This window comes from Haloarcula sp. CBA1127 (assembly GCF_001485575.1).
Lineage (GTDB): Archaea > Halobacteriota > Halobacteria > Halobacteriales > Haloarculaceae > Haloarcula.
In genome coordinates this window covers 333,337-354,064 of the sequence record NZ_BCNB01000006.1, presented here as the reverse complement: position 1 = coordinate 354,064, position 20,728 = coordinate 333,337, and the positions used below count along the sequence as shown (strand labels likewise).

At 59.1% G+C, this 20,728-nt stretch carries 18 protein-coding genes, 3 tRNA genes, 3 rRNA genes and 1 other RNA gene; 17 read left to right on the top strand and 8 right to left on the bottom strand.

Annotated elements, in window-relative coordinates; all coding sequences use genetic code 11:
• Positions 1–10: 10 nt before the first annotated feature.
• The 6 genes from AV059_RS06430 to AV059_RS06405 all read left to right on the top strand — a co-directional run bounded on the left by AV059_RS06430 (position 11) and on the right by AV059_RS06405 (position 6,960).
• Positions 11–1,482 (top strand): 16S ribosomal RNA (locus tag AV059_RS06430).
• 105 nt (positions 1,483–1,587) lie between these two features.
• Positions 1,588–1,659 (top strand) — tRNA-Ala (locus AV059_RS06425).
• Between the two features lie 201 nt (positions 1,660–1,860).
• Positions 1,861–4,791 (top strand): 23S ribosomal RNA (locus AV059_RS06420).
• A gap of 135 nt (positions 4,792–4,926) precedes the next feature.
• A 5S ribosomal RNA gene (gene rrf, locus AV059_RS06415) occupies positions 4,927–5,049 on the top strand.
• The 16S, 23S and 5S rRNA genes sit together here with 2 tRNA genes alongside, the layout of an rRNA operon.
• Before the next feature lie 389 nt (positions 5,050–5,438).
• Positions 5,439–5,514, top strand: a tRNA-Cys gene (locus AV059_RS06410).
• Positions 5,515–5,847: 333 nt separating this feature from the next.
• On the top strand, positions 5,848–6,960 hold the full coding sequence (locus AV059_RS06405) for a DUF5305 domain-containing protein (protein WP_058993188.1): 1,113 nt from the start codon (positions 5,848–5,850) through the stop codon (positions 6,958–6,960).
• A 13-nt stretch (positions 6,961–6,973) separates the two neighbouring features.
• Here the strand turns inward: AV059_RS06405 and AV059_RS06400 are convergent, their stop codons facing one another.
• Together AV059_RS06400 and AV059_RS06395 are read right to left on the bottom strand one after the other, a co-directional pair.
• The gene (locus AV059_RS06400; protein WP_079990736.1) at positions 6,974–8,185 is read right to left on the bottom strand and encodes a hypothetical protein; all 1,212 of its coding nucleotides are present in this window, start codon (positions 8,183–8,185) and stop codon (positions 6,974–6,976) included.
• Between the two features lie 86 nt (positions 8,186–8,271).
• Positions 8,272–8,799 carry a hypothetical protein gene (locus tag AV059_RS06395; RefSeq protein WP_228841759.1) on the bottom strand — a complete coding sequence of 176 codons (528 nt, stop codon included), beginning with the start codon at positions 8,797–8,799 and terminating at the stop codon, positions 8,272–8,274.
• A 163-nt stretch (positions 8,800–8,962) separates the two neighbouring features.
• Between AV059_RS06395 and AV059_RS06390 the strand changes: the two genes are divergently transcribed.
• From AV059_RS06390 to AV059_RS06380, 3 genes are all read left to right on the top strand, one after another.
• On the top strand, positions 8,963–9,583 hold the full coding sequence (locus AV059_RS06390) for a hypothetical protein (protein WP_195156628.1): 621 nt from the start codon (positions 8,963–8,965) through the stop codon (positions 9,581–9,583).
• 157 nt (positions 9,584–9,740) lie between these two features.
• Positions 9,741–10,301, top strand: a complete 561-nt coding sequence (locus tag AV059_RS06385) for a hypothetical protein (RefSeq protein WP_058993183.1) — start codon at positions 9,741–9,743, stop codon at positions 10,299–10,301.
• Positions 10,298–11,455 (top strand): LamG domain-containing protein, encoded by a 1,158-nt coding sequence (locus AV059_RS06380; protein WP_058993181.1) that lies wholly within the window; start codon positions 10,298–10,300, stop codon positions 11,453–11,455. The genes AV059_RS06385 and AV059_RS06380 overlap by 4 nt, the downstream gene beginning before the upstream one ends.
• A gap of 8 nt (positions 11,456–11,463) precedes the next feature.
• On the opposite strand, the gene AV059_RS06375 is transcribed toward AV059_RS06380, so the two are convergent.
• Both AV059_RS06375 and AV059_RS06370 read right to left on the bottom strand, forming a co-directional pair.
• The gene (locus AV059_RS06375) at positions 11,464–12,609 is read right to left on the bottom strand and encodes a signal peptidase I (protein ID WP_058993178.1); all 1,146 of its coding nucleotides are present in this window, start codon (positions 12,607–12,609) and stop codon (positions 11,464–11,466) included.
• Between the two features lie 177 nt (positions 12,610–12,786).
• Complete coding sequence (locus AV059_RS06370; protein WP_058993176.1) at positions 12,787–13,200, bottom strand: hypothetical protein; 414 nt, start codon at positions 13,198–13,200, stop codon at positions 12,787–12,789.
• Between the two features lie 79 nt (positions 13,201–13,279).
• On the opposite strand from AV059_RS06370, the gene AV059_RS06365 reads away from it, so the two are divergent.
• The 4 genes from AV059_RS06365 to AV059_RS06350 all read left to right on the top strand — a co-directional run bounded on the left by AV059_RS06365 (position 13,280) and on the right by AV059_RS06350 (position 15,251).
• Entirely contained in the window at positions 13,280–13,588 is a 309-nt protein-coding gene (locus AV059_RS06365; RefSeq protein ID WP_058993174.1) for a hypothetical protein, read from the top strand.
• A gap of 108 nt (positions 13,589–13,696) precedes the next feature.
• On the top strand, positions 13,697–13,876 hold the full coding sequence (locus AV059_RS06360; protein WP_058993172.1) for a hypothetical protein: 180 nt from the start codon (positions 13,697–13,699) through the stop codon (positions 13,874–13,876).
• A gap of 60 nt (positions 13,877–13,936) precedes the next feature.
• Positions 13,937–14,269 (top strand): hypothetical protein, encoded by a 333-nt coding sequence (locus AV059_RS06355; RefSeq protein ID WP_058993170.1) that lies wholly within the window; start codon positions 13,937–13,939, stop codon positions 14,267–14,269.
• Between the two features lie 112 nt (positions 14,270–14,381).
• Positions 14,382–15,251, top strand: coding sequence for a hypothetical protein (locus AV059_RS06350; protein ID WP_058993168.1), 870 nt, complete (start codon positions 14,382–14,384; stop codon positions 15,249–15,251).
• Positions 15,252–15,286: 35 nt separating this feature from the next.
• On the opposite strand, the gene AV059_RS06345 is transcribed toward AV059_RS06350, so the two are convergent.
• The 4 genes from AV059_RS06345 to AV059_RS06330 form a co-directional block, all read right to left on the bottom strand.
• Positions 15,287–15,514, bottom strand: a complete 228-nt coding sequence (locus tag AV059_RS06345) for a hypothetical protein (RefSeq protein ID WP_058997473.1) — start codon at positions 15,512–15,514, stop codon at positions 15,287–15,289.
• 190 nt (positions 15,515–15,704) lie between these two features.
• Positions 15,705–15,778, bottom strand: a tRNA-Lys gene (locus AV059_RS06340).
• A gap of 34 nt (positions 15,779–15,812) precedes the next feature.
• Positions 15,813–16,490 (bottom strand): hypothetical protein, encoded by a 678-nt coding sequence (locus AV059_RS06335; RefSeq protein WP_058993165.1) that lies wholly within the window; start codon positions 16,488–16,490, stop codon positions 15,813–15,815.
• 128 nt (positions 16,491–16,618) lie between these two features.
• Positions 16,619–16,801: a hypothetical protein gene (locus AV059_RS06330; RefSeq protein WP_058993164.1), complete on the bottom strand. Its 183-nt coding sequence runs from the start codon at positions 16,799–16,801 to the stop codon at positions 16,619–16,621.
• 235 nt (positions 16,802–17,036) lie between these two features.
• Between AV059_RS06330 and AV059_RS06325 the strand changes: the two genes are divergently transcribed.
• From AV059_RS06325 to AV059_RS06315, 4 genes are all read left to right on the top strand, one after another.
• Positions 17,037–17,378, top strand: coding sequence for a hypothetical protein (locus tag AV059_RS06325; protein WP_058993162.1), 342 nt, complete (start codon positions 17,037–17,039; stop codon positions 17,376–17,378).
• Between the two features lie 92 nt (positions 17,379–17,470).
• The gene (locus AV059_RS06320; protein WP_058993161.1) at positions 17,471–19,234 is read left to right on the top strand and encodes a nitrite/sulfite reductase; all 1,764 of its coding nucleotides are present in this window, start codon (positions 17,471–17,473) and stop codon (positions 19,232–19,234) included.
• 326 nt (positions 19,235–19,560) lie between these two features.
• An RNA gene (gene rnpB / locus AV059_RS20215) (RNase P RNA component) lies at positions 19,561–20,038 on the top strand.
• Positions 20,039–20,099: 61 nt separating this feature from the next.
• Positions 20,100–20,711 carry a hypothetical protein gene (locus AV059_RS06315; RefSeq protein ID WP_058993158.1) on the top strand — a complete coding sequence of 204 codons (612 nt, stop codon included), beginning with the start codon at positions 20,100–20,102 and terminating at the stop codon, positions 20,709–20,711.
• The last annotated feature ends 17 nt before the right edge of the window (positions 20,712–20,728 follow it).

Genomic DNA, 20,728 nt, shown 5'->3' with positions numbered 1-20,728 from the left:
GCCGGGATACATTCCGGTTGATCCTGCCGGAGGCCATTGCTATCGGAGTCCGATTTAGCCATGCTAGTTGTACGAGTTTAGACTCGTAGCATATAGCTCAGTAACACGTGGCCAAACTACCCTACAGACCGCAATAACCTCGGGAAACTGAGGCCAATAGCGGATATAACTCTCATGCTGGAGTGCCGAGAGTTAGAAACGTTCCGGCGCTGTAGGATGTGGCTGCGGCCGATTAGGTAGATGGTGGGGTAACGGCCCACCATGCCGATAATCGGTACGGGTTGTGAGAGCAAGAACCCGGAGACGGTATCTGAGACAAGATACCGGGCCCTACGGGGCGCAGCAGGCGCGAAACCTTTACACTGCACGACAGTGCGATAGGGGGACTCCGAGTGCGAGGGCATATAGCCCTCGCTTTTCTGTACCGTAAGGTGGTACAGGAACAAGGACTGGGCAAGACCGGTGCCAGCCGCCGCGGTAATACCGGCAGTCCAAGTGATGGCCGATATTATTGGGCCTAAAGCGTCCGTAGCCGGCCGGACAAGTCCGTTGGGAAATCGACGCGCTCAACGCGTCGGCGTCCAGCGGAAACTGTCCGGCTTGGGGCCGGAAGACCTGAGGGGTACGTCCGGGGTAGGAGTGAAATCCTGTAATCCTGGACGGACCACCAATGGGGAAACCACCTCAGGAAGACGGACCCGACGGTGAGGGACGAAAGCTAGGGTCTCGAACCGGATTAGATACCCGGGTAGTCCTAGCTGTAAACGATGCTCGCTAGGTGTGCCGTAGGCTACGAGCCTGCGCTGCGCCCTAGGGAAGCCGAGAAGCGAGCCGCCTGGGAAGTACGTCTGCAAGGATGAAACTTAAAGGAATTGGCGGGGGAGCACCACAACCGGAGGAGCCTGCGGTTTAATTGGACTCAACGCCGGAAATCTCACCGGTCCCGACAGTAGTAATGACGGTCAGGTTGACGACTTTACCCGACGCTACTGAGAGGAGGTGCATGGCCGCCGTCAGCTCGTACCGTGAGGCGTCCTGTTAAGTCAGGCAACGAGCGAGACCCGCACTTCTAGTTGCCAGCAATACCCTTGAGGTAGTTGGGTACACTAGGAGGACTGCCGCTGCTAAAGCGGAGGAAGGAACGGGCAACGGTAGGTCAGTATGCCCCGAATGGACCGGGCAACACGCGGGCTACAATGGCTCTGACAGTGGGATGCAACGCCGAGAGGCGAAGCTAATCTCCAAACGGAGTCGTAGTTCGGATTGCGGGCTGAAACCCGCCCGCATGAAGCTGGATTCGGTAGTAATCGCGTGTCAGAAGCGCGCGGTGAATACGTCCCTGCTCCTTGCACACACCGCCCGTCAAAGCACCCGAGTGGGGTCCGGATGAGGCCGTCATGCGACGGTCGAATCTGGGCTCCGCAAGGGGGCTTAAGTCGTAACAAGGTAGCCGTAGAGGAATCTGTGGCTGGATCACCTCCTACTGATCGGGATTGGGGCTTTGCCCCAACCCACCTTTCGGTGTTCGAGAATTCCGTCGACCGGGCACTTATGAACTATCAGGGCTGACAACCGTGCGGATCTGCCGGGCCCATAGCTCAGCGGGAGAGCGCCGCCTTTGCAAGGCGGAGGCCCTGGGTTCAAATCCCAGTGGGTCCATACGACGTGCCAGCCCCGAACCGTGCCCCTTAAGTGTGGGACGGCGATGGGATATGGTACGACGACAGATGCACCAGGCCGGGTGAAACCGAGCCTGGGAAGGGTCGATTCGCCCACCATCTCCACCTTGGGGGCGAATATGAAACCGTGTGTACGTGCGATCCAGGCGTCCACTGGACTCGTTCAGTTGAACGAGTCACAACGACGTTGGCTACTATGCCAGCTGGTGGATTGCTCGGCTCAGGCGCTGATGAAGGACGTGCCAAGCTGCGATAAGCTGTGGGGAGCCGCACGGAGGCGAAGAACCACAGATTTCCGAATGAGAATCTCTCTAACAATTGCTTCGCGCAATGAGGAACCCCGAGAACTGAAACATCTCAGTATCGGGAGGAACAGAAAACGCAATGTGATGTCGTCAGTAACCGCGAGTGAACGCGATACAGCCCAAACCGAAGCCCTCACGGGCAATGTGGTGTCAGGGCTACCTCTCATCAGCCGACCGTCTCGACGAAGTCTCTTGGAACAGAGCGTGATACAGGGTGACAACCCCGTACTCGAGACCAGTACGCTGTGCGGTAGTGCCAGAGTAGCGGGGGTTGGATATCCCTCGCGAATAACGCAGGCATCGACTGCGAAGGCTAAACACAACCTGAGACCGATAGTGAACAAGTAGTGTGAACGAACGCTGCAAAGTACCCTCAGAAGGGAGGCGAAATAGAGCATGAAATCAGTTGGCGATCGAGCGACAGGGCATACAAGGTCCCATGACGAATGACCGAGACGCGAGTCTCCAGTAAGACTCACGGGAAGCCGATGTTCTGTCGTACGTTTTGAAAAACGAGCCAGGGAGTGTGTCTGTATGGCAAGTCTAACCGGAGCATCCGGGGAGGCACAGGGAAACCGACATGGCCGCAGGGCTTTGCCCGAGGGCCGCCGTCTTCAAGGGCGGGGAGCCATTCTGACACGACCCGAATCCGGACGATCTACGCATGGACAAGATGAAGCGTGCCGAAAGGCACGTGGAAGTCTGTTAGAGTTGGTGTCCTACAATACCCTCTCGTGATCTATGTGTAGGGGTGAAAGGCCCATCGAGTCCGGCAACAGCTGGTTCCAATCGAAACATGTCGAAGCATGACCTCCGCCGAGGTAGTCTGTGGGGTAGAGCGACCGATTGGTGTGTCCGCCTCCGAGAGGAGTCGGCACACCTGTCAAACTCCAAACCTACAGACGCTGTTTGACGCGGGGATTCCGGTGCGCGGGGTAAGCCTGTGTACCAGGAGGGGAACAACCCAGAGATAGGTTAAGGTCCCCAAGTGTGGATTAAGTGTAATCCTCTGAAGGTGGTCTCGAGCCCTAGACAGCCGGGAGGTGAGCTTAGAAGCAGCTACCCTCTAAGAAAAGCGTAACAGCTTACCGGCCGAGGTTTGAGGCGCCCAAAATGATCGGGACTCAAATCCACCACCGAGACCTGTCCGTACCACTCATACTGGTAATCGAGTAGATTGGCGCTCTAATTGGATGGAAGCGGGGGCGAGAGCTCCTGTGGACCGATTAGTGACGAAAATCCTGGCCATAGTAGCAGCGATAGTCGGGTGAGAACCCCGACGGCCTAATGGATAAGGGTTCCTCAGCACTGCTGATCAGCTGAGGGTTAGCCGGTCCTAAGTCTCACCGCAACTCGACTGAGACGAAATGGGAAACGGGTTAATATTCCCGTGCCACTATGCAGTGAAAGTTGACGCCCTGGGGTCGATCACACCGGGCATTCGCCCGGTCGAACCGTCCAACTCCGTGGAAGCCGTAATGGCAAGAAGCGGACGAACGGCGGTATAGGGAAACGTGATTCAACCTGGGGCCCATGAAAAGACGAGCATAGTGTCCGTACCGAGAACCGACACAGGTGTCCATGGCGGCGAAAGCCAAGGCCTGTCGGGAGCAACCAACGTTAGGGAATTCGGCAAGTTAGTCCCGTACCTTCGGAAGAAGGGATGCCTGCTCCGGAACGGAGCAGGTCGCAGTGACTCGGAAGCTCGGACTGTCTAGTAACAACATAGGTGACCGCAAATCCGCAAGGACTCGTACGGTCACTGAATCCTGCCCAGTGCAGGTATCTGAACACCTCGTACAAGAGGACGAAGGACCTGTCAACGGCGGGGGTAACTATGACCCTCTTAAGGTAGCGTAGTACCTTGCCGCATCAGTAGCGGCTTGCATGAATGGATTAACCAGAGCTTCACTGTCCCAACGTTGGGCCCGGTGAACTGTACATTCCAGTGCGGAGTCTGGAGACACCCAGGGGGAAGCGAAGACCCTATGGAGCTTTACTGCAGGCTGTCGCTGAGACGTGGTCGCCGATGTGCAGCATAGGTAGGAGACATTACACAGGTACCCGCGCTAGCGGGCCACCGAGTCAACAGTGAAATACTACCCGTCGGTGACTGCGACTCTCACTCCGGGAGGAGGACACCGATAGCCGGGCAGTTTGACTGGGGCGGTACGCGCTCGAAAAGATATCGAGCGCGCCCTATGGCTATCTCAGCCGGGACAGAGACCCGGCGAAGAGTGCAAGAGCAAAAGATAGCTTGACAGTGTTCTTCCCAACGAGGAACGCTGACGCGAAAGCGTGGTCTAGCGAACCAATTAGCCTGCTTGATGCGGGCAATTGATGACAGAAAAGCTACCCTAGGGATAACAGAGTCGTCACTCGCAAGAGCACATATCGACCGAGTGGCTTGCTACCTCGATGTCGGTTCCCTCCATCCTGCCCGTGCAGAAGCGGGCAAGGGTGAGGTTGTTCGCCTATTAAAGGAGGTCGTGAGCTGGGTTTAGACCGTCGTGAGACAGGTCGGCTGCTATCTACTGGGTGTGTTATGGTGTCTGACAAGAACGACCGTATAGTACGAGAGGAACTACGGTTGGTGGCCACTGGTGTACCGGTTGTTCGAGAGAGCACGTGCCGGGTAGCCACGCCACACGGGGTAAGAGCTGAACGCATCTAAGCTCGAAACCCACTTGGAAAAGAGACACCGCTGAGGTCCCGCGTATAAGACGCGGTCGATAGACTCGGGGTGTGCGCGTCGAGGTAACGAGACGTTAAGCCCACGAGCACTAACAGACCAAAGCCATCATTCATACGCACTGTGACTCATTCACCGACGATTTACTCGTCGCTGAACGAGTCCAGGCGCAATCTGGATCGCACGTAATCACACGGTGGAGAAGTTAATCGAGACTGGTACTATCGCGGTTCGAATCCGTGACTCGACGTTAGGCGGCCACAGCGGTGGGGTTGCCTCCCGTACCCATCCCGAACACGGAAGATAAGCCCACCAGCGTTCCGGGGAGTACTGGAGTGCGCGAGCCTCTGGGAAATCCGGTTCGCCGCCACCATTCATACCTTTCAGCCCACTCAGGAGAATCATCTCTCCCGAGTGGGCTTTCCGTATTTATACAAAGTGAGGGCTCCGTACTGGATCGAGAGTTCGTAGACTTGTGAAGTCGAATTGAACGAATTCGCAGCATTCCTTGACGGTGTCGCACCTGCTCTCTGTCGAGATGGTCCGAGCGGATCTTGACGATATACGGTTCGTGTATGCAGTTGATTCCGAATCGTGGGTTGCACTACTTGCCAACGTGAGCAGTGTGGTTCTTCGGACGGGCACAATCGTCAATCTACAGCACTAGCCCGGTCGAGGGAGTCGGTGAACTGGATCAATCAGAGAGGGGTGGCTAATCGAATTCGCTACGCTTAAACGATCGAGTTGACTACCTCTATTTGCGCCAAGGTGGCAGAGTCTGGCCTAACGCAGCGGCCTGCAGAGCCGCCCATCGTCGGTTCAAATCCGACCCTTGGCTTCATAGTCTCTTACACCCTCCGAGAAGTACCGGTAAGTAACTGCTACCTGCGTTTCTCTATAGACTCGACGTTGTGAACTGTTGCTCGGAAACGGTTGGTCACAGGACAAGACTCGCTCGAAGAATACAGTACGGCTAGGCCGTTCATGAAATCCGTTTTCGACGGAGCAACAACCGTCGTAGTGGGATTGCACGAACTAATGATACGGCCACAAACTGGTTCCCGGAACATTCGAAGCTGGAGTTAACGGAGATGGGGGCGGCGAAGAAAGATGGATGCCGCTGCTGACCTGGTATCAACTCTTATTTGTCGGCACCAGTATTACAGTTGCAATGGGGTTGTTGGGACGGGAAACACGACGGACAGTCGTCGACAACTACGAACTGCTACTGATTTGTCTGATCGCCATCGCTGCGGTTGGCGGATATCTCACGTATACGGGCCACGTTGCTTCGGGAACGGATACAACTACGCGTCAGGTATCGTCGTGGCAGTCGTCCGGATCGTTCTCCCACAATGCGACAGTTCGTAACGGTACCTCGGCGTTTCCAGAGGGTGAAGTGCTTGAAGACCAACCTGTGTATCTCCAGAAGGTAGCCCCTGTATTGGACGGCGCGTTCACGTACACGTACAGCGCCAGCAACGAAAGCGATCTTACTGCCTCGGCTGACGTGTTCGTTCAGTATCGCTCCGTCGAATCAACCCAGAACGGAGAGCTCGTCTACTGGGAGGTCAAACGACCACTGACACAAGGCACTGTGCAGTCGCTGGCCGTGGGTGAACGTCTGACGGTTCCGTTCTCGCTGAATGTCAGTCGCGCAGCCGAAACCGTTCGACGTATCGATTCGGAACACGGTCAGACGTCTGGTCGACTGGAGATGGCGGTGGTCTCTCAGGTGGCTCTTTCGGGGCCGCGTAACGGGCAGCCGGTCGATACAACTCGAACGTACCGTCTCCCGATTATCCCGAGTCAGAGCAGCTACCGGGTCGAAAACACTGGCCCGGTGACGAACAGTGGTGACCGAACCGTCGAAGCGCAGGTGGAAAAGGCGTACGGACCGATCTGGACTCTCGGTGGCCCAGTGCTCCTGCTTGGTAGCTTTAGTGCTGCTGCTGCTCTCGTCTACGGGCGCACGACCAACTATCTCACACTTACCGACGCCGAGCGCCGATGGCTCGCATACAAGTCCACTCGCGAGGAGTTTGACGAATGGATAACTGTCGGCCGGGCTGATCCAGTCGACGATGATGTCTGGACGACGACCGTTGATTCGCTCGTCGGGCTCGTGGACGTCGCAATCGACACCGATGAACGTATAATCGAGTCAGATACCGATTCTGATTTCATCGTGTACACTGGTGACCGATTGTTTCGGTACGAGCCTCCGCCAGAACCCGAAACTGGTTCCACTGTGGGCAACAGTGACGCTGAGACATCGGACTGACTGAGTTATTTTATTACTCTTCGGTGCCGTCGTCGTCGGCTTGTGGTTCGAGCATCGTATCGAGTTCCGGGACCAGTCGGTACCCGGTCACCGTGCCGACTGCACCGGAGAACGCGAGTGCAACACCCAACTGTGTGATTGGGCCGAAGCCAGCGCTCGAAACCGCTGACACGACAAGAATTGTGAGCACAATCCCGGCAAGACCGATCGCTGCTTCGCGGATAGCGACGCGGCGGAACCGGCGACGGCGTTCACTTGGTTGCGTCTGGAGTACCGGGAGGACATCGTGATATCGCGTCTGCACGAGGTAGTTTGTCACTACAGCGAGCAAGCCAGCGATGAACGCCCACGGTCCCCAGCTAATTCCGAATGCCGGCTCGAAGCCGAGCGTGAATCCGTTCGGTTCGGCTGACTGTTGACTTTCGGGTGTCGACGGCACGGGCTCAGCGCCACCGCCGGCCACTGTTTCGGTTTCCTCTTCGCTGTCGGTGGGCGTCCCAGTCGATTCGTCGGTCGATGTCTCAACGCCAGTACCGCCGCCACCGCTTCCTCCGCCAGCGGGCGTTTCAGTCTTGTTCTCGTCCTCGCTTGCGGTCCCGTTCGTCGAGCTATCGTCTGCCGGCGTTGGCGTTGGCGTCGGCGTTGCAGGATCGCTCCCGTCTTGCGTACCGCCTCCTCCATCGCCACCAGGTGATACACCGCCGCCACCGCTACCGCCACCGGTGGACCCACCGTTGCTCTCGCCTTCCTCGGTTGACTGCCGTTCGGGAACAGGGGCGGTGATCGATATCGTTCCGGTGAAGTTACGCTCCGCTGGCGTCACTGCCAGCCCAAAGCGAACTGATTCACCGGGCTGCAACGAGACGGTGCCGCCAGCGACTCGTGCCCCAGTGTCCATCCGGTATATCCGAACTGCTTCCGGCTCGCTGTCCAGTTCGATGGCAGCAGCACTACCATTACCCTCGTAGCCCGCAAAGCCAACGACAAACAGGTCATCGACACGGGTCTGACCGTTCGGGAGCACCGGTGATAGACTGATGCGTAGCTGTCCCGTCTCGTCATATTTGGCGTACTGGTCCCCGTTTGTGGTGTCAGCGGGGGCCAAGTAGACGCCGGAGTTCCGGTCGGGTGCCACCTCGTCGCCGGTAATGAAGGCACCTGTCGCCATAGCGGTCCCTGCAAGGAGGACGACTGCTGCCATGACGGCGACGAGAGTGCGATTCATAGGTGTTTGTGGTGTGCCGCTACGTTGTCTCTTCGTGCGTGCCTGTATCTGGACCTGTTGGTCGGCCTGTGTCGGAACCCCGCTTCTTACTGCTGGACCGCTTCAACAATGAAGGTCACGTCGCTAATGCTCTTGAGATTCTCGCCATCAACACCCTCATCCCGGAGGTCAACAACGATGTCTATCTCCACGGTGTCGCTATAGTCTCCGTCTGAACTCCCCCCGTCGGGGTCAAGCGTGATCGCTTGGGCTGAGCCGACAATCGATGCGCCGGCATCCCCTTCCCGGAAGTCCAGAACTTCACTGTTTGTGGGGTCATCCCCAACTCCAGCGGTGCTGTCATCGATATAGAGGTCGACCTTCGATGTACTGTTATTGTCGACCTGTAGAGCGTCCTCGAAGCTTGTCTTCGCTCGTTCGTTGAGGTTTGTTTCCTCGAAATTGATGATGTCAACTGACTCGCTTGCGTCCGTTCCGATGATGTCCGTGGCACCGCTCCCTGGACTGAATCCCACCTGTGCCGACCCGGTATCGCCGGTAACTTCAAGATTGACGTTCCGGTCTGCTTCGATCGAAGTGAACGCACCGGATCCAAACACCGCACCCGTCCCCACACTGGCCGCACCAATACTAAGAAGAAATCTACGCCGGTTCATTGGAAGCTAGTTCACGCCATAGCGGCTTAGTACTGAACAGCGTTAGCGGCTTCAATGAGTGCTTTAGCCGGGCTAATGGAACAAAATAGTAAGTGGTAACCTCTCGATAAGCGAATTGAACATGAAACTGAACCGCAGAAGCGTACTCGGTCTCATTGGGACAGTCGGTATCGGCTCTGGTGCGGCATTCGGCTCTGGTGCATTCAGTTCTGTCAGCGCAACACGCGAAGTGGAGGTTAATGTCGTCGGCGCTGACGGCAACGGCGACGAGATCGCGACGCAGTTTACTGACGTGCTTGTTGATGCGTCCGCGAACGAGGTCGCACTCCGTGATAGCGGTGGTAACCTCGTCACGGATCCGACAGGGCTGTTCCCGACAAGCAGTGACTCTCTTACTCCTGATGGCGGCACCGCTCTCTCAACGAGCTATGTAAGCCTCATCGCGAATGATGTGTCTGTTGTCTTTGGCTACGAGGACAGTGGAACCGACGAGCGACTGATGCCGAACAGTACATACACATACAATAGCGGCTTCTTCAAACTGGTCAACAACGACGACGGAAATGGGACGACCTTCAACGTTGATCTAGACACTAGCAGCGGCCTTCTTACCGGAATCGGCGGTAGTACGGACACTTACAACGAAGATGTGTCTGCCGGCTCAGTTTCTGATCTCTCTGCAACCTTGGAGACGGGCGACAGCGCCACGGAAACTGAAGATCTGACAATCACAATCAGCTAAATTCCTTCTGCTGGCCAACTCCCCACTTCACCACACCCTCTTACTGGCAGACACCTGTCCCTGACAGTAGATGTGTGAGATAGAAAATGCGTTTACTTATCATTTAGAATCAGGTACGAACAAAAAGTCTATCAAATAGTACAATCTAAATACAAACATGGGACAGGTGGGGGTTAGCAGGACAGAAAAGCGACAGCTATCGCGTGATGACGTATACGACATACTAAGCAACCAACGGCGTCGGTACGCTTTGCACGCAATAAAACAAGAGAACGAGCGTGCCGAACTTTCTGACCTTGCTGAGCAAGTCGCTGCGTGGGAAAACGACAAATGCATTCAGGAAATCACGTCCACGGAGCGACACCGCGTGTACACGTCAATGCAGCAAACACATCTCCCGACACTTGAACGCGCGGGCGTCATTACGCATGACAATGGCACGGTAACGCTGACCGATACTGCTGACAGCCTTGACGTGTATCTTGACATCGTCCCGGGGGATTCGATTCCGTGGGCGGAGTATTATCTCGGACTTGCCGCTGTCTCGGTGGCGCTTGTCGTCGCTGTCTGGGTCGGTGTCTTCCCATCGTCTGTTCCATCGCTTGTGTGGCCGTCGGTGATCACGTCGTTGTTCCTGGTCTCTGCAGCGTACCACGTCAAGGAGACCCGCCGGTTGCAACTCGGCGCAGCCGATAAGCCACCGGAGCTGCTGGAATGAGCAAAAAGTGGACCCGGCGCAGCGCACTCGCGTTCATCGCCAGCGGTGCAGGACTGCTCGCTGCCGAAACAGCCGGTGTCACTACCATTGACGCAAAGCGATCCAGTTATCTTAAGACGGCGACCACTGACAGCAATGCACTACTTGGTATCGACATCGGGCCGGGAAGTGACACGGATGACCAGAAGGTCATTGGCACGGATGGCCAGCAGGTGACCCTGGCAACGCTCACAAACAACTTTGACCAGCAGCTCACGAGTGTTCGCGTCAACCCGGGCCCGGCCCCGCCGCTTGAGACTGTCCAGACGCCGAACAGGCTTTTACCAGGCGAAAGCGGCGATGTCACAACGACACTCTCCTGTGACTCAGGAGAAAATACCACCGTCACTCTCGATATCACGGCGACCGGTAATGACCAGCGTGTCGAACTGAGCCGGTCGCTTTCAGTCGAGTGTCGTGACCCCAGAGTGTCGTGGTGGCACTTCGAGGATGTTAGCAGAACGGATGTCCCGGATGTATGGGCTGCTGGCAACGATGGTGAGCGAAACGATGTTGGATTCTTTACAAATTATGAACCGGATCTAGCGACATCCAGTCAGGGCCGCGGCGAAGTCCTCAATTTCGATGGTAACGATGCCGTCACCGTTCCCGATGATGATACGCTTGACCTGACTGACGACTTCTCGCTCTCTGCTTGGATATTCCCTCGAACCCAGAACGGCCTCACACGACTGTTCAGCAAGTGGAACTCCAGTGGCGATAATAGCTATCAGTTCGGCTTCGGTGGCGGTTGGCAGGGCTCTGGCGAAAGAGAACTGCTCATTGAGACCACTGACAAGAACGAGCTCACAGGTGTCTCGCTAACCGAGCGGGAGTGGGCACACGTCGTCTGGACCCACGGTTCACAGGATAAAGTGTACGTCAACGGCGCTCAAAAGGGGCAGACGTTTTCGCTCCCTGATGCCCAAGCGTCAACCCAACCCCTTCGAATCGGCACTGGTATCAATTCTGGCGGGAATGATATCTATGGATTCGACGGCGCCATGGACGAACCCAAAGTATACGACGCCGCGCTCACCGCCGACCAGGTGAGTAATCTCTACAGTTCAAGCACAGCAAGCGCAGGCGGTGGCGGCGGCGATATCACCGGCTGAACCCGCCCTCACTCACGCCCGAGCAGGCGACGTATCTGACGCTTCAGCGGGACCGACCGGTCCCGGCTTCGCTCGCGCGTTGTTCCGAACCCAAAGGTCGCCCCAACTGCCGCTGTGAGGCTGCCCAACACCAGAAAATTGAATGCCCCGATGGCCACCAGCGGGTGGACTCGGTGCAGTCCCGCGATGACGCCCGGCGGTGCTAACAGGAAGTACCGGTGCTCTTCGACGGTCACGACCGCCTGTTCGCCCGGCGGTGGGGCAGTCACTGACAGCATTGCCGTCGCGGACCCGCCGCGCTGAACGACAAGCTGGTTACGGTCCATCGCCGCGTCCGGATGTGACGATTCGAGGATGATGAGCATCGTCACCAGTCCGCCGTTTTCGGCAGTGAACTCGCTTTCGACAGGCTCGCCCGGCGTGACATCCTCGCTCGTGCTGTCGATGGTGACGCTGTGAGTGCCGCTCGGAGCGACCATCGCAGCGTTGGCTGGGACGAGAATTAACACTGCCAGTGCGAGTATGACCGTCCAGCCGTTGATCGTGTCCCCGTCGCGCGAACGAGTCCGTTCTCTGGTCCGCTCCTCGCTGGCCCGGAAGCTGTCGACGAAGACGAGTAGAAACAGCCCGAGCCCGATAGAGATGAACAGTCCGCTGAGTCCCTTCCCGCTCGTCAGGTCGCTGTTGCCCGAACCGCCAATCAATACCAATCCGCTTTCTGCCGCCGTTCGAGCGGAGCTGATGGCAGTACCGAGGCCGGGGAGCCGAACGACCTGTCCGTTGATCTGCAGTGCCGTCGCAACGACTCGATCGTCTGTGACAACCGGCTCATCCCCGCTCTGGTCTCTGAAGGGGTTGTTGTCCCCTTTTGTGATGTACCCATCGTCGGTCTCCGCGACGACCCGGTGTGTGGTCAGTCCGCCACCCTGTAGCTCGATCGCTTCGAATACAATGACGTCCCCTGGCTCGATCTCGCCAGCGACAGGCGCCGGAACGGCAACAAACGCGTCGCCCGTGTTCAGTGTCGGCGACATACTCCCTGATGTCACGTACCCCAGCAGGACCGGCTGCCCGAGGAGTTGTCCGATAACCAGAGAGAGAACGACGAGGACAGCAAGCAGGGTGAACGCGTCCTCGACGGACTGCCGCAACATACCTGTAGTAACCAGTCACAGGGTTTCAACCCTCCGAACAGCGGAGCAGCAGACGCCCATCGCTCAGTTATTGGACGAGTGCGAAATCGGTGCGTGATGCCTCTGTCTGTGACGTGCTGTCGTGTGTTGACCGCGCTGGTGGCCAGTTCTGGTCGGCTATGCCATCTACTGCCTTGATTACTCCGTTTCGACAGGTATCGTATGGACCTTCCGGAGCGGTTCGATGTGGCGTTTCGCTGTCTCGTCCAGTGGAAAGGTCCCGTGGATGTCGGCCGGAACTTGGCCGTGGACGACACGCCCGAACGGCGCGGCGGCGGTGGGATACACCTGCTCGGCCAACCGAGCGACGGGGGCCGCGATATCGAGGCCTTCCAGCGCTTCTTTCACAGCCGCTTCGCCGACGTGGACGGATTCTCCTTCGATCAGGATGAACGCGAACGGGAGGTCGTCGAACTGCGCCTGGAGGAATGCCTGAATCGCATCGGATTCCCAGGGAACAGGCGTGATATCCGTGGCACAGCGGGTTACCGTCTCGGCAGCGCGCCGGAACAGGTCGGTACTGCCGTCGTAGACGAGAAGCGACTGAGTCACATCCTCTGTATGGGTCTGGGCCGTTTGAACGTTGTGTAGCGTCACAACGGCTTATGCTTCTACACCTCGATGCTTCTGTATGGACGCACGGGACGAACCGACAGCCAGACTCGGCCGACAACTCGAAACGGCACTGGAGGGCGCGCTTGCCGATAGCGTATCGTGGACGGTCACCACTGACGGCCAAGTCGTCGCTCGACTGCCTGACCGCAAAATCGCGTTTGAACGGGCCGATGGTCCGGACGGCCACCGGTGGACGGTCGTGTTACGTGCGGACGGGTCGGTCGTGAGCAAATTCGGGCAGTTCGAGACAGTCGATGATGTCGTTGAGACCGTTGAGTCGCTCGTCCACGCCGACGTTCGGTACACGGTTTGCTGTGATGGCTAACTGTCCCAGCGCCCACCCGTCAAGCGAATCCAGTGGCTCCGTTTCAATCAACGTGACACACCGCCCGTGGGTAATCTCTATACGAACCCCGCACCAACGGACAGGTGTATGAGTCTGCTCAAGAACAAGCACCTCCTCAATGGGATCGTCTCTCTGGTAATCAGTGTCGCTATCACTGTCTGGCTGGCCGACGACGAAGATGCGCCGTGGAGTCTGACTGATATGGCTCTGGCCGTTGCCATTTCGTCGTTCCTCTCCGGCTTTTTCACCAGCTACTTCGCCGACTGACGGTCGGGTGACTCCGCGCAACGGGGGAACACCGATACCCTTCCGGCCCATGTTCCCAGTATGGACGAGCCAGAACCTGTCGACGACTGGCCTCACCGCCCGTTCTCGCCGACGGAAGCCAGTGCCCTACTGGATGACATTGACGGCGCTGTCGCGGTCTGGGTGATGCACCACGACAACGACGTCCGGTCGGCTGTTGTTCTTGATGACGCCCCCGAGGACGCGGTCATCGACATCGTCGTCGAGACCGACGCCGCCTTCGAGATGTACAGTTACACGAGCGGCGTGTGGATGGACTACGGCACACAGCGCAAAGACGATTCGGACGCCCCGTCGATGGCAGGGACACTCGACAGCTACGCCATTCTCGCTGGCGAGTCTGATACAGCCTAACCAGTGTGATGCATCTGCACCGCCGTTGCCGGGGCGAAACGGCCCGTGTCACCCGCGTACCGATACGCTCGAAAAGTAATCATTAAACGGCGCGGCGACTGACCCTCCTGATATGCAACGACGAGCCGCGGCGGCGTACTTCGCGTTCTTCCTCGTTATCAGTGTTGCTGCGTACGCCTACATCGGCGTCGCGGAGAGTCAGCGGCCGGCGGTGTCGCTCGACGCTGACGCCGAACTGACCAACGAGAGTACGTTCACTGTCGACGGAACGGAATACACAGCCACGAACATCCACATGTCCGGCGGCGGCGGTGGCGGTCACGGCGGCGGTGGCGGTGGCAGTATGGCTGCTGACCTCTCGTGGACGAACGAGTCGTCACAGTACACTGCGACGTTAGAGCACAACGCGACGACGACCTATCAGAACGACACCTACCGCGTGCACACCGACAGCAACGAGAGTACGGTGACCCTCGAAGAAGAACTCAACGTCAGCGCGCTCCTCGCCGAGGACTCCTCGGTCAAGAACACGCTGGCGACCCAGAACGGGACCGAGTACGTGGTCTACCAGTCGAACAACACGCAAGTCCCGCTGAGTGAGTGGCTCCCTGAGCCTGAGACAGTGACGTTCACGACCGGTGATACCTACCCGTACGCGACCGACAGCGGCACGCAGGAGACCACAATCTCTGAAGTGACCGACAGCGGTGCGACGCTCGAATGGTTCGCCCCGCGCGAGAACACGGTCGAACTTTCGGAGGGTGGGAACGTCACGCTGAACGAGCAGCAGTTCTTCACGCACTTCCCCGATCATAGCACCGTCCAGATCGTCCCGATTCAGCAGTACGACCAGTATCAGGCGACGCTCGACCAGCAGGACTACTTCCACGAGCGTAAGAACGGCTTCTGGGGCGTCTCGATACTCTCGGGCATCGCGGCCGTGCTGATGCTCGGGATGGCGTATATGCCCGTCCGCGGATAACAACGACTCTATTTACGGCTTTTTTGACGACCGGCTTACGCGTCGGCTGCCCAGCTGATGTACGCTAGTCCGACACCGATCACACCCATCACGACCGCCGCGACCATCTGTACAATCGCCGCTGCCATCGAGGCGTGCGTCTGCCACGGTGTCCCGGCAACCGCCGCGAGCGTGGCGACGACGAGCAATACGCCGACAGTGACACCTAGCGGGCGCAACGGCTGCGTGAGTACGCGCTGAACCGTACCGGTAGTTCCATCCATACTGGTGCCATTCGCTGTCTCGGTGGTAAATGAACCGGTCTCGGACTCTGTACTGTCGCGCTGCTTCTCGTACACAGAAAAGCGAGCCGGGAGGGAGTTGAACCACCTCCACTTCGCTCACTGCGTTCGCTCGTGGCGTAATTCAACGCCCTCCTGTTGTTGCCACTGCTCACGGTCGTTCGCAGGGCAACGGGCCGGGAGGGAGTTGAACCCCCGACCATCTGGTTAAAAGCCAGACGCTCTGCCTAACTGAGCTACCGGCCCTCGCTATTCGCTCGGGGGAGCGGCGATTAAGGCCTTACGGTCCGTCGTCGAAGTACGACTCGATAGCCTCGCTGATGACTTCTCCGGGAGAGACCCCATCGAGTGCGGCCTGCCGGCGGAGCAGACAGTAGGCGTCGCGGTCAAGTTGCGTCCGCATCTCACCCAGCGCGTACCCGTTCCTAGCAAGCGCCGCGTCCACGGACGCGCCGTCGTTGACACTGCTGGCAACGGACCGGATCTGGCGGACGGTGAGATCGTGATCGAGAGCGGCCCACGCCAGCAGGAGGCGGGATTCGCCGGAGACTCTGGCGATGTGTTTGGCCGCCGTCGGGGCAATTTCTCCCTTGGCGACGTGAATACGGACGGACCGCGGGAGATCGTGCACGCGGGACCACTTGCGGATAAACGAGACCGACGCCTCCCCGCCGGCCCGTTCGGCAGCAGCCTTGTAGGACCCCTCACCACGGACCAGAGCTGCACACGCGGCCGCGCCGCGCAGAATGAACACGTTGTCGTCGGCGCCGGCGGTGTTCTCGGAGAACTTCTCGACCGTTCTGGCGGCGAGTTCGAGGCTTTCGGGGTCGTCGGGATCGAACTCGATGGCCTCCTCGGGTCGCTGGCCAGTGAGTGCCGGGTCCCCGCGGATAACCGGTTTACCGACCGGTGATTCACGGTCGGTCGACGGAACGTAATTGTCGGGCCCCTCAGACATCGATACGTGCTTGGGGAGCGCCGCACAAAAGTATCCCGTACAGGGGTGTCATACAGGCTATTGTAAGTCACTCCGGGATTTCGCCGACCCGGGCCGGCGCAATTAATACGCAGTCACAACAGTCTGTATCAGTCGTCGGAGTCGCTCTCGCGCTCTTCGCTCATGTGCTCCCAGATTTCTGTGCAACCGCAGCCATCCTCGACGTTGTCGAGGTGGTCTGTGGTCGGCTCTTCGCGTTCGGCGTCGTCGTCGTGGGTCTGTTGTGCCTTCGTCATCGTTTCTGTCACAGCAGCGACCTGCGTGGCCGCCACGTGGTGTCGTACTCCTTCGTAACGCCCCCACTATCTTAAACACGGACTCTCCTGTAAGCTTGGCCCGCACTGCGACTTACAGGCAACATATGTTTGTATCTCGTACAGGGCCCACCAAATAGCGGGTCATTATGTTCTGATGCACTCACCGCATGACTGCGGCGGATTCGACCCGATCCGGTGATACTTGCGACCGCCGATGCTCTCAGGTGTTTCGAGAATCTAATGAGATGTAATGACGACAGACGTTCACCAGCTCGACGACGGGGCCTGGATTTCCGTCAACGACTCGCGGGAAGTGAACGTCTCGGACCTGTGGTTATTGGCTCGAAGCGACTTCTGTGGGTGTGAGACGACGGATTTCCTCGCTGAGGGATTCGTGGAAGTGGGTGTCGACTATCCCGATATTCAGGCGCGAATAGCCGGGCAGTGTATCTCCTGTGGCGAAAGCGGCGTGACCGACTGGTTGACGGTCGGCCGCGTCGTGGACCCAGATTCCGGCGAGTTCCACGGTGTTGTCCACGAGAGCGTCCATTTCCCGGCGAAGCGAACCCGGCTCGCCAGTTCAAAAGAATAGGCAACAGTTGCTTGTTTCGGGGAGTGGGGGAGACGGTTGACGGCAAAGTGTGTTGTATAAGTCAGTGAGACTTGTGGAAGAACACATTAGCTATGCCCACGAAAGTCGAGAAATGGAAGGACGAGGCGTACGGTAACGAGATCCGGGAGCATCTGATGGAGTTCGCGGAGCAGGGCTGGGATGCCATCCCGGAAGACGAACACGACGCTTGGTTCGAGCGCTTCAAGTGGTGGGGCCTGTACCACCAGCGCTCCGGTCAGGAGTCGTATTTCATGATGCGTATCGGGACGCCAAACGGCGTCATCAAGCCCGGTCAGCTCGAAGTTATCGGCGAAGTCGCAAAGGAGTACGCGACCGGTCCCGTCGACAACCCGGAGTTCGGCGAGGCCTACTGTGACTGGACGACCCGTCAGAGCATCCAGCTCCACTGGATCAAACTGGAGGACATCCCGGAAATCTTCGAGAAGCTCGAAGCCGTCGGCCTAGGCACCCAGCAGGCCTGTGGTGACTCCTGGCGAAACATCGTCGGCTGTCCGGTCGCCGGCAAGGACAAGCACGAGCACGTCGACGCCTGGCCCGTTGCCGAGGACCTCCACGAGACGTTCAAGGGCAACGACGACTACTCGAACCTCCCGCGCAAGTGGAAGGTCGCCATCGCCGGCTGTGACGAGGGCTGTGGCCAGGGCGACATCAACGACCTCGCCTTCGAGCCCGCCGAGAAGGACGGCGAACTCGGCTTCAACGTCCGTATCGGCGGCGGCCTCTCCCGAAAGGAACCGCGCCTCGCACGCGACATCGACGTGTGGGTCCCGCCGGAGCAGGCCGCTGACGTGGCCCACGGCATGTCTTCGCTCTTCCGTGACTACGGTGACCGTGAGGACCGCTTCAACGCTCGCATCAAGTTCCTCATGGACGAGTGGGGTCCCGAAAAGATGCGCTCGGTCCTGCAGGAGGAGTACGTCGACTTCGAACTCCCGACTGCTGGCGAGGATATGCGCGACCAGTACAGCTACAACACTGGGTCTCAGGACGGACACAACGACCACGTCGGGATTCACGAGCAGAACGACGGCAACTACTACATCGGCCTGAACGTGCTGGTCGGCCGCATGGGTGCTGACGACGTGCTTGAACTCGCCGAACTCGCCGACGAGTACGGCTCCGGCGAGGTCCGACTGACCCAGCGCCAGAACATCATCGTCACCGACGTGCCCGAGGAGAACCTCGACGCGTTCACCAGCGAACCGCTGCTGGAGAACTACTCTCCGGAGCCGTCGCCGTTCATGCGCGGTTCCATCGCCTGCACGGGCACGGAGTACTGCTCGCTCTCTATCGTCGAGACGAAGAACCGCCAGGTCCGGTACGCCCGCTGGCTCAAGGACAACGTCGAACTGCCCGAGGACCACAAGGACTTCCACATCCACCTCTCGGGTTGTACGGCCTCCTGCGCCCAGCCTCAAATCGCCGACGTGTCCCTGCGTGGCATGAAGACCCGCAAGGACGGCGAACCGGTCGAGGCGCTCGACATCGGCCTCGGCGGCGGTCTCGGCGACGACCCGCGCTTCGCCGACTGGGTGGAGATGCGCGTCCCGGCCGACGAAGTCCCCGGCGCGATCAAGAATCTCGTCAACAACTTCGAGGACGCACGCGAGGGTGGGGAGACCTTCCGTGACTTCGTCGAGGACCGCGACGAGGAGACGCTGGCCGAGATGGTCGAACCAGAGGAAACGGACTACCACGACCCGTACATGCACAACACGAAGATGACGTGGTACCCCTACGCAGAGGACGACGATATGCAGGCCTCGCCCGCGCCGACCGACGGCTCCGGCGAACCGCTCCCGTCTGACGACTAAGACGCACTACTTGGCACTCCCGGTTCGGTTTTCGCGAATCGTGTGGTCGTCCGCATTTTAATTAGGCTTCACATCTGCTTGTGGCCGGGAGCGCGCTCCGTCGCGCGACCCGGGGAAAGGCAGGTCTACCTGAGAATCAGACATAACTTTAGCTGTCGTTGCTGTTGAGCATACCGCGAGCGAAGCGAGCGGTTTCCCGCGAATCGCGACGCGATTCGCGCTTTTTTCATCGACGTTTTTCAAGGAGAGGTTCGCGCGAAGCGCGAACCCGACGCCGAAAAACGTCGTTGGTAAGCCTTATTCGCCGCACTAGTGTATGATCGAGTGGCAGCGGGAGGCCGGCTCCCGTGGCGCAAGCCATGAGGAAAGTCCCCCCACCTGTCGGACAGGTGACCGGGCGCAAGTCCGGGGCGGGAGACCGTCGGCTCTGGAACAGCAACGACACGTCGTCGCCGGACCGATGAGGTGTGCGAATCCCGAGCGAGGCTGGTCGTGCCCCACCAGACGGTGCGGCACGCGGCCAAAGCGAGGGAGAGCTAACCCACCGAGGGTAGTCGCGACCCGGTGACTCCGGGGCGCGCGTTCGTGGACCACAGTTGTGCTCCACACGTGGGCCGCAGACGCCCCACGCATTCCGTGGGCCGTCTGAGACGCCCCACGCTTCCGGCGACGGACCGATGGAACGGCGAAACCTCACCGGTGCAAGGCCGCGTCGACAGGTAGTCCGACGCCGCGCGCAAGCGCTGGACGTGGCCGCTCAGCCGAATGCTGGCCCGAACAGAAGGGGGCTTACTCCCCGCAGCCACATGAGCCTTCGAGCGGCGGGTCCGATGGTTACAAGCCCGCGCCGACCACAGGCCAGAGTATGACTGCAGCCGACCTTATCGACGCAGTTCGTGACGACCAGCAGACGGAACTCTCCCGACTGGGCTCCTCGAAGACGCTGTACGCCGACACCCGCGGCGAGATGGAACCGGGCGTGGTACTGGCGGCGGCAGCCGCTCGCGAGCAGGCGGCCCACGAGACGTTCGACGCCTGGAGCGACGACGAGCACGACGACGCGGCGGCGCTGTTTGCCGATGCAGCCGCCGAGACGGCCGAGCGTCGTGACAGCCTTGACGCCGAGCCGGTCGACCGAACGCCGGCGATGCACGACGTGCTCGGCGATTTCGACGGGACCGTCGAGCGACTCGGCGGCTTCGTCGGCTGGACGCTTGTCGACAAGAAGGTCAAGGAGCAGTACACCGGCTTCTTCACCGGGCAGGCGGACCCACAGACCGCGAGCACGTTCCGCAGCGCCGGCAGCGACGTGGTGGACCTTCGTGACGAGGCCGCCGAACTGCTTGATGCTGTCTGCGAGGATGATGCTGACTGGGACGTTGCGGAGGCGGCTGCTGTGGACGTCATCTCGACAGCCTACGACGAGTACTTCGAGACGCTGGAGGACCTCGGCGTGAACCCGAAACCGGTCTGCTAACGCTTCACGAACCACGC

Excerpts from the sequence above, each read along its gene's own strand:
- AV059_RS06405 (WP_058993188.1), top strand. The coding sequence starts at position 5,848 with ATGGGGTTGTTGGGACGGGAAACACGACGGACAGTCGTCGACAACTAC.
- AV059_RS06400 (WP_079990736.1), bottom strand. The coding sequence starts at position 8,185 with ATGAATCGCACTCTCGTCGCCGTCATGGCAGCAGTCGTCCTCCTTGCA.
- AV059_RS06390 (WP_195156628.1), top strand. The coding sequence starts at position 8,963 with ATGAAACTGAACCGCAGAAGCGTACTCGGTCTCATTGGGACAGTCGGT.
- AV059_RS06385 (WP_058993183.1), top strand. The coding sequence starts at position 9,741 with ATGGGACAGGTGGGGGTTAGCAGGACAGAAAAGCGACAGCTATCGCGT.
- AV059_RS06380 (WP_058993181.1), top strand. The coding sequence starts at position 10,298 with ATGAGCAAAAAGTGGACCCGGCGCAGCGCACTCGCGTTCATCGCCAGC.
- AV059_RS06375 (WP_058993178.1), bottom strand. The coding sequence starts at position 12,609 with ATGTTGCGGCAGTCCGTCGAGGACGCGTTCACCCTGCTTGCTGTCCTC.
- AV059_RS06365 (WP_058993174.1), top strand. The coding sequence starts at position 13,280 with ATGGACGCACGGGACGAACCGACAGCCAGACTCGGCCGACAACTCGAA.
- AV059_RS06360 (WP_058993172.1), top strand. The coding sequence starts at position 13,697 with ATGAGTCTGCTCAAGAACAAGCACCTCCTCAATGGGATCGTCTCTCTG.
- AV059_RS06355 (WP_058993170.1), top strand. The coding sequence starts at position 13,937 with ATGGACGAGCCAGAACCTGTCGACGACTGGCCTCACCGCCCGTTCTCG.
- AV059_RS06350 (WP_058993168.1), top strand. The coding sequence starts at position 14,382 with ATGCAACGACGAGCCGCGGCGGCGTACTTCGCGTTCTTCCTCGTTATC.
- AV059_RS06345 (WP_058997473.1), bottom strand. The coding sequence starts at position 15,514 with ATGGATGGAACTACCGGTACGGTTCAGCGCGTACTCACGCAGCCGTTG.
- AV059_RS06335 (WP_058993165.1), bottom strand. The coding sequence starts at position 16,490 with ATGTCTGAGGGGCCCGACAATTACGTTCCGTCGACCGACCGTGAATCA.
- AV059_RS06325 (WP_058993162.1), top strand. The coding sequence starts at position 17,037 with ATGACGACAGACGTTCACCAGCTCGACGACGGGGCCTGGATTTCCGTC.
- AV059_RS06320 (WP_058993161.1), top strand. The coding sequence starts at position 17,471 with ATGCCCACGAAAGTCGAGAAATGGAAGGACGAGGCGTACGGTAACGAG.
- AV059_RS06315 (WP_058993158.1), top strand. The coding sequence starts at position 20,100 with ATGACTGCAGCCGACCTTATCGACGCAGTTCGTGACGACCAGCAGACG.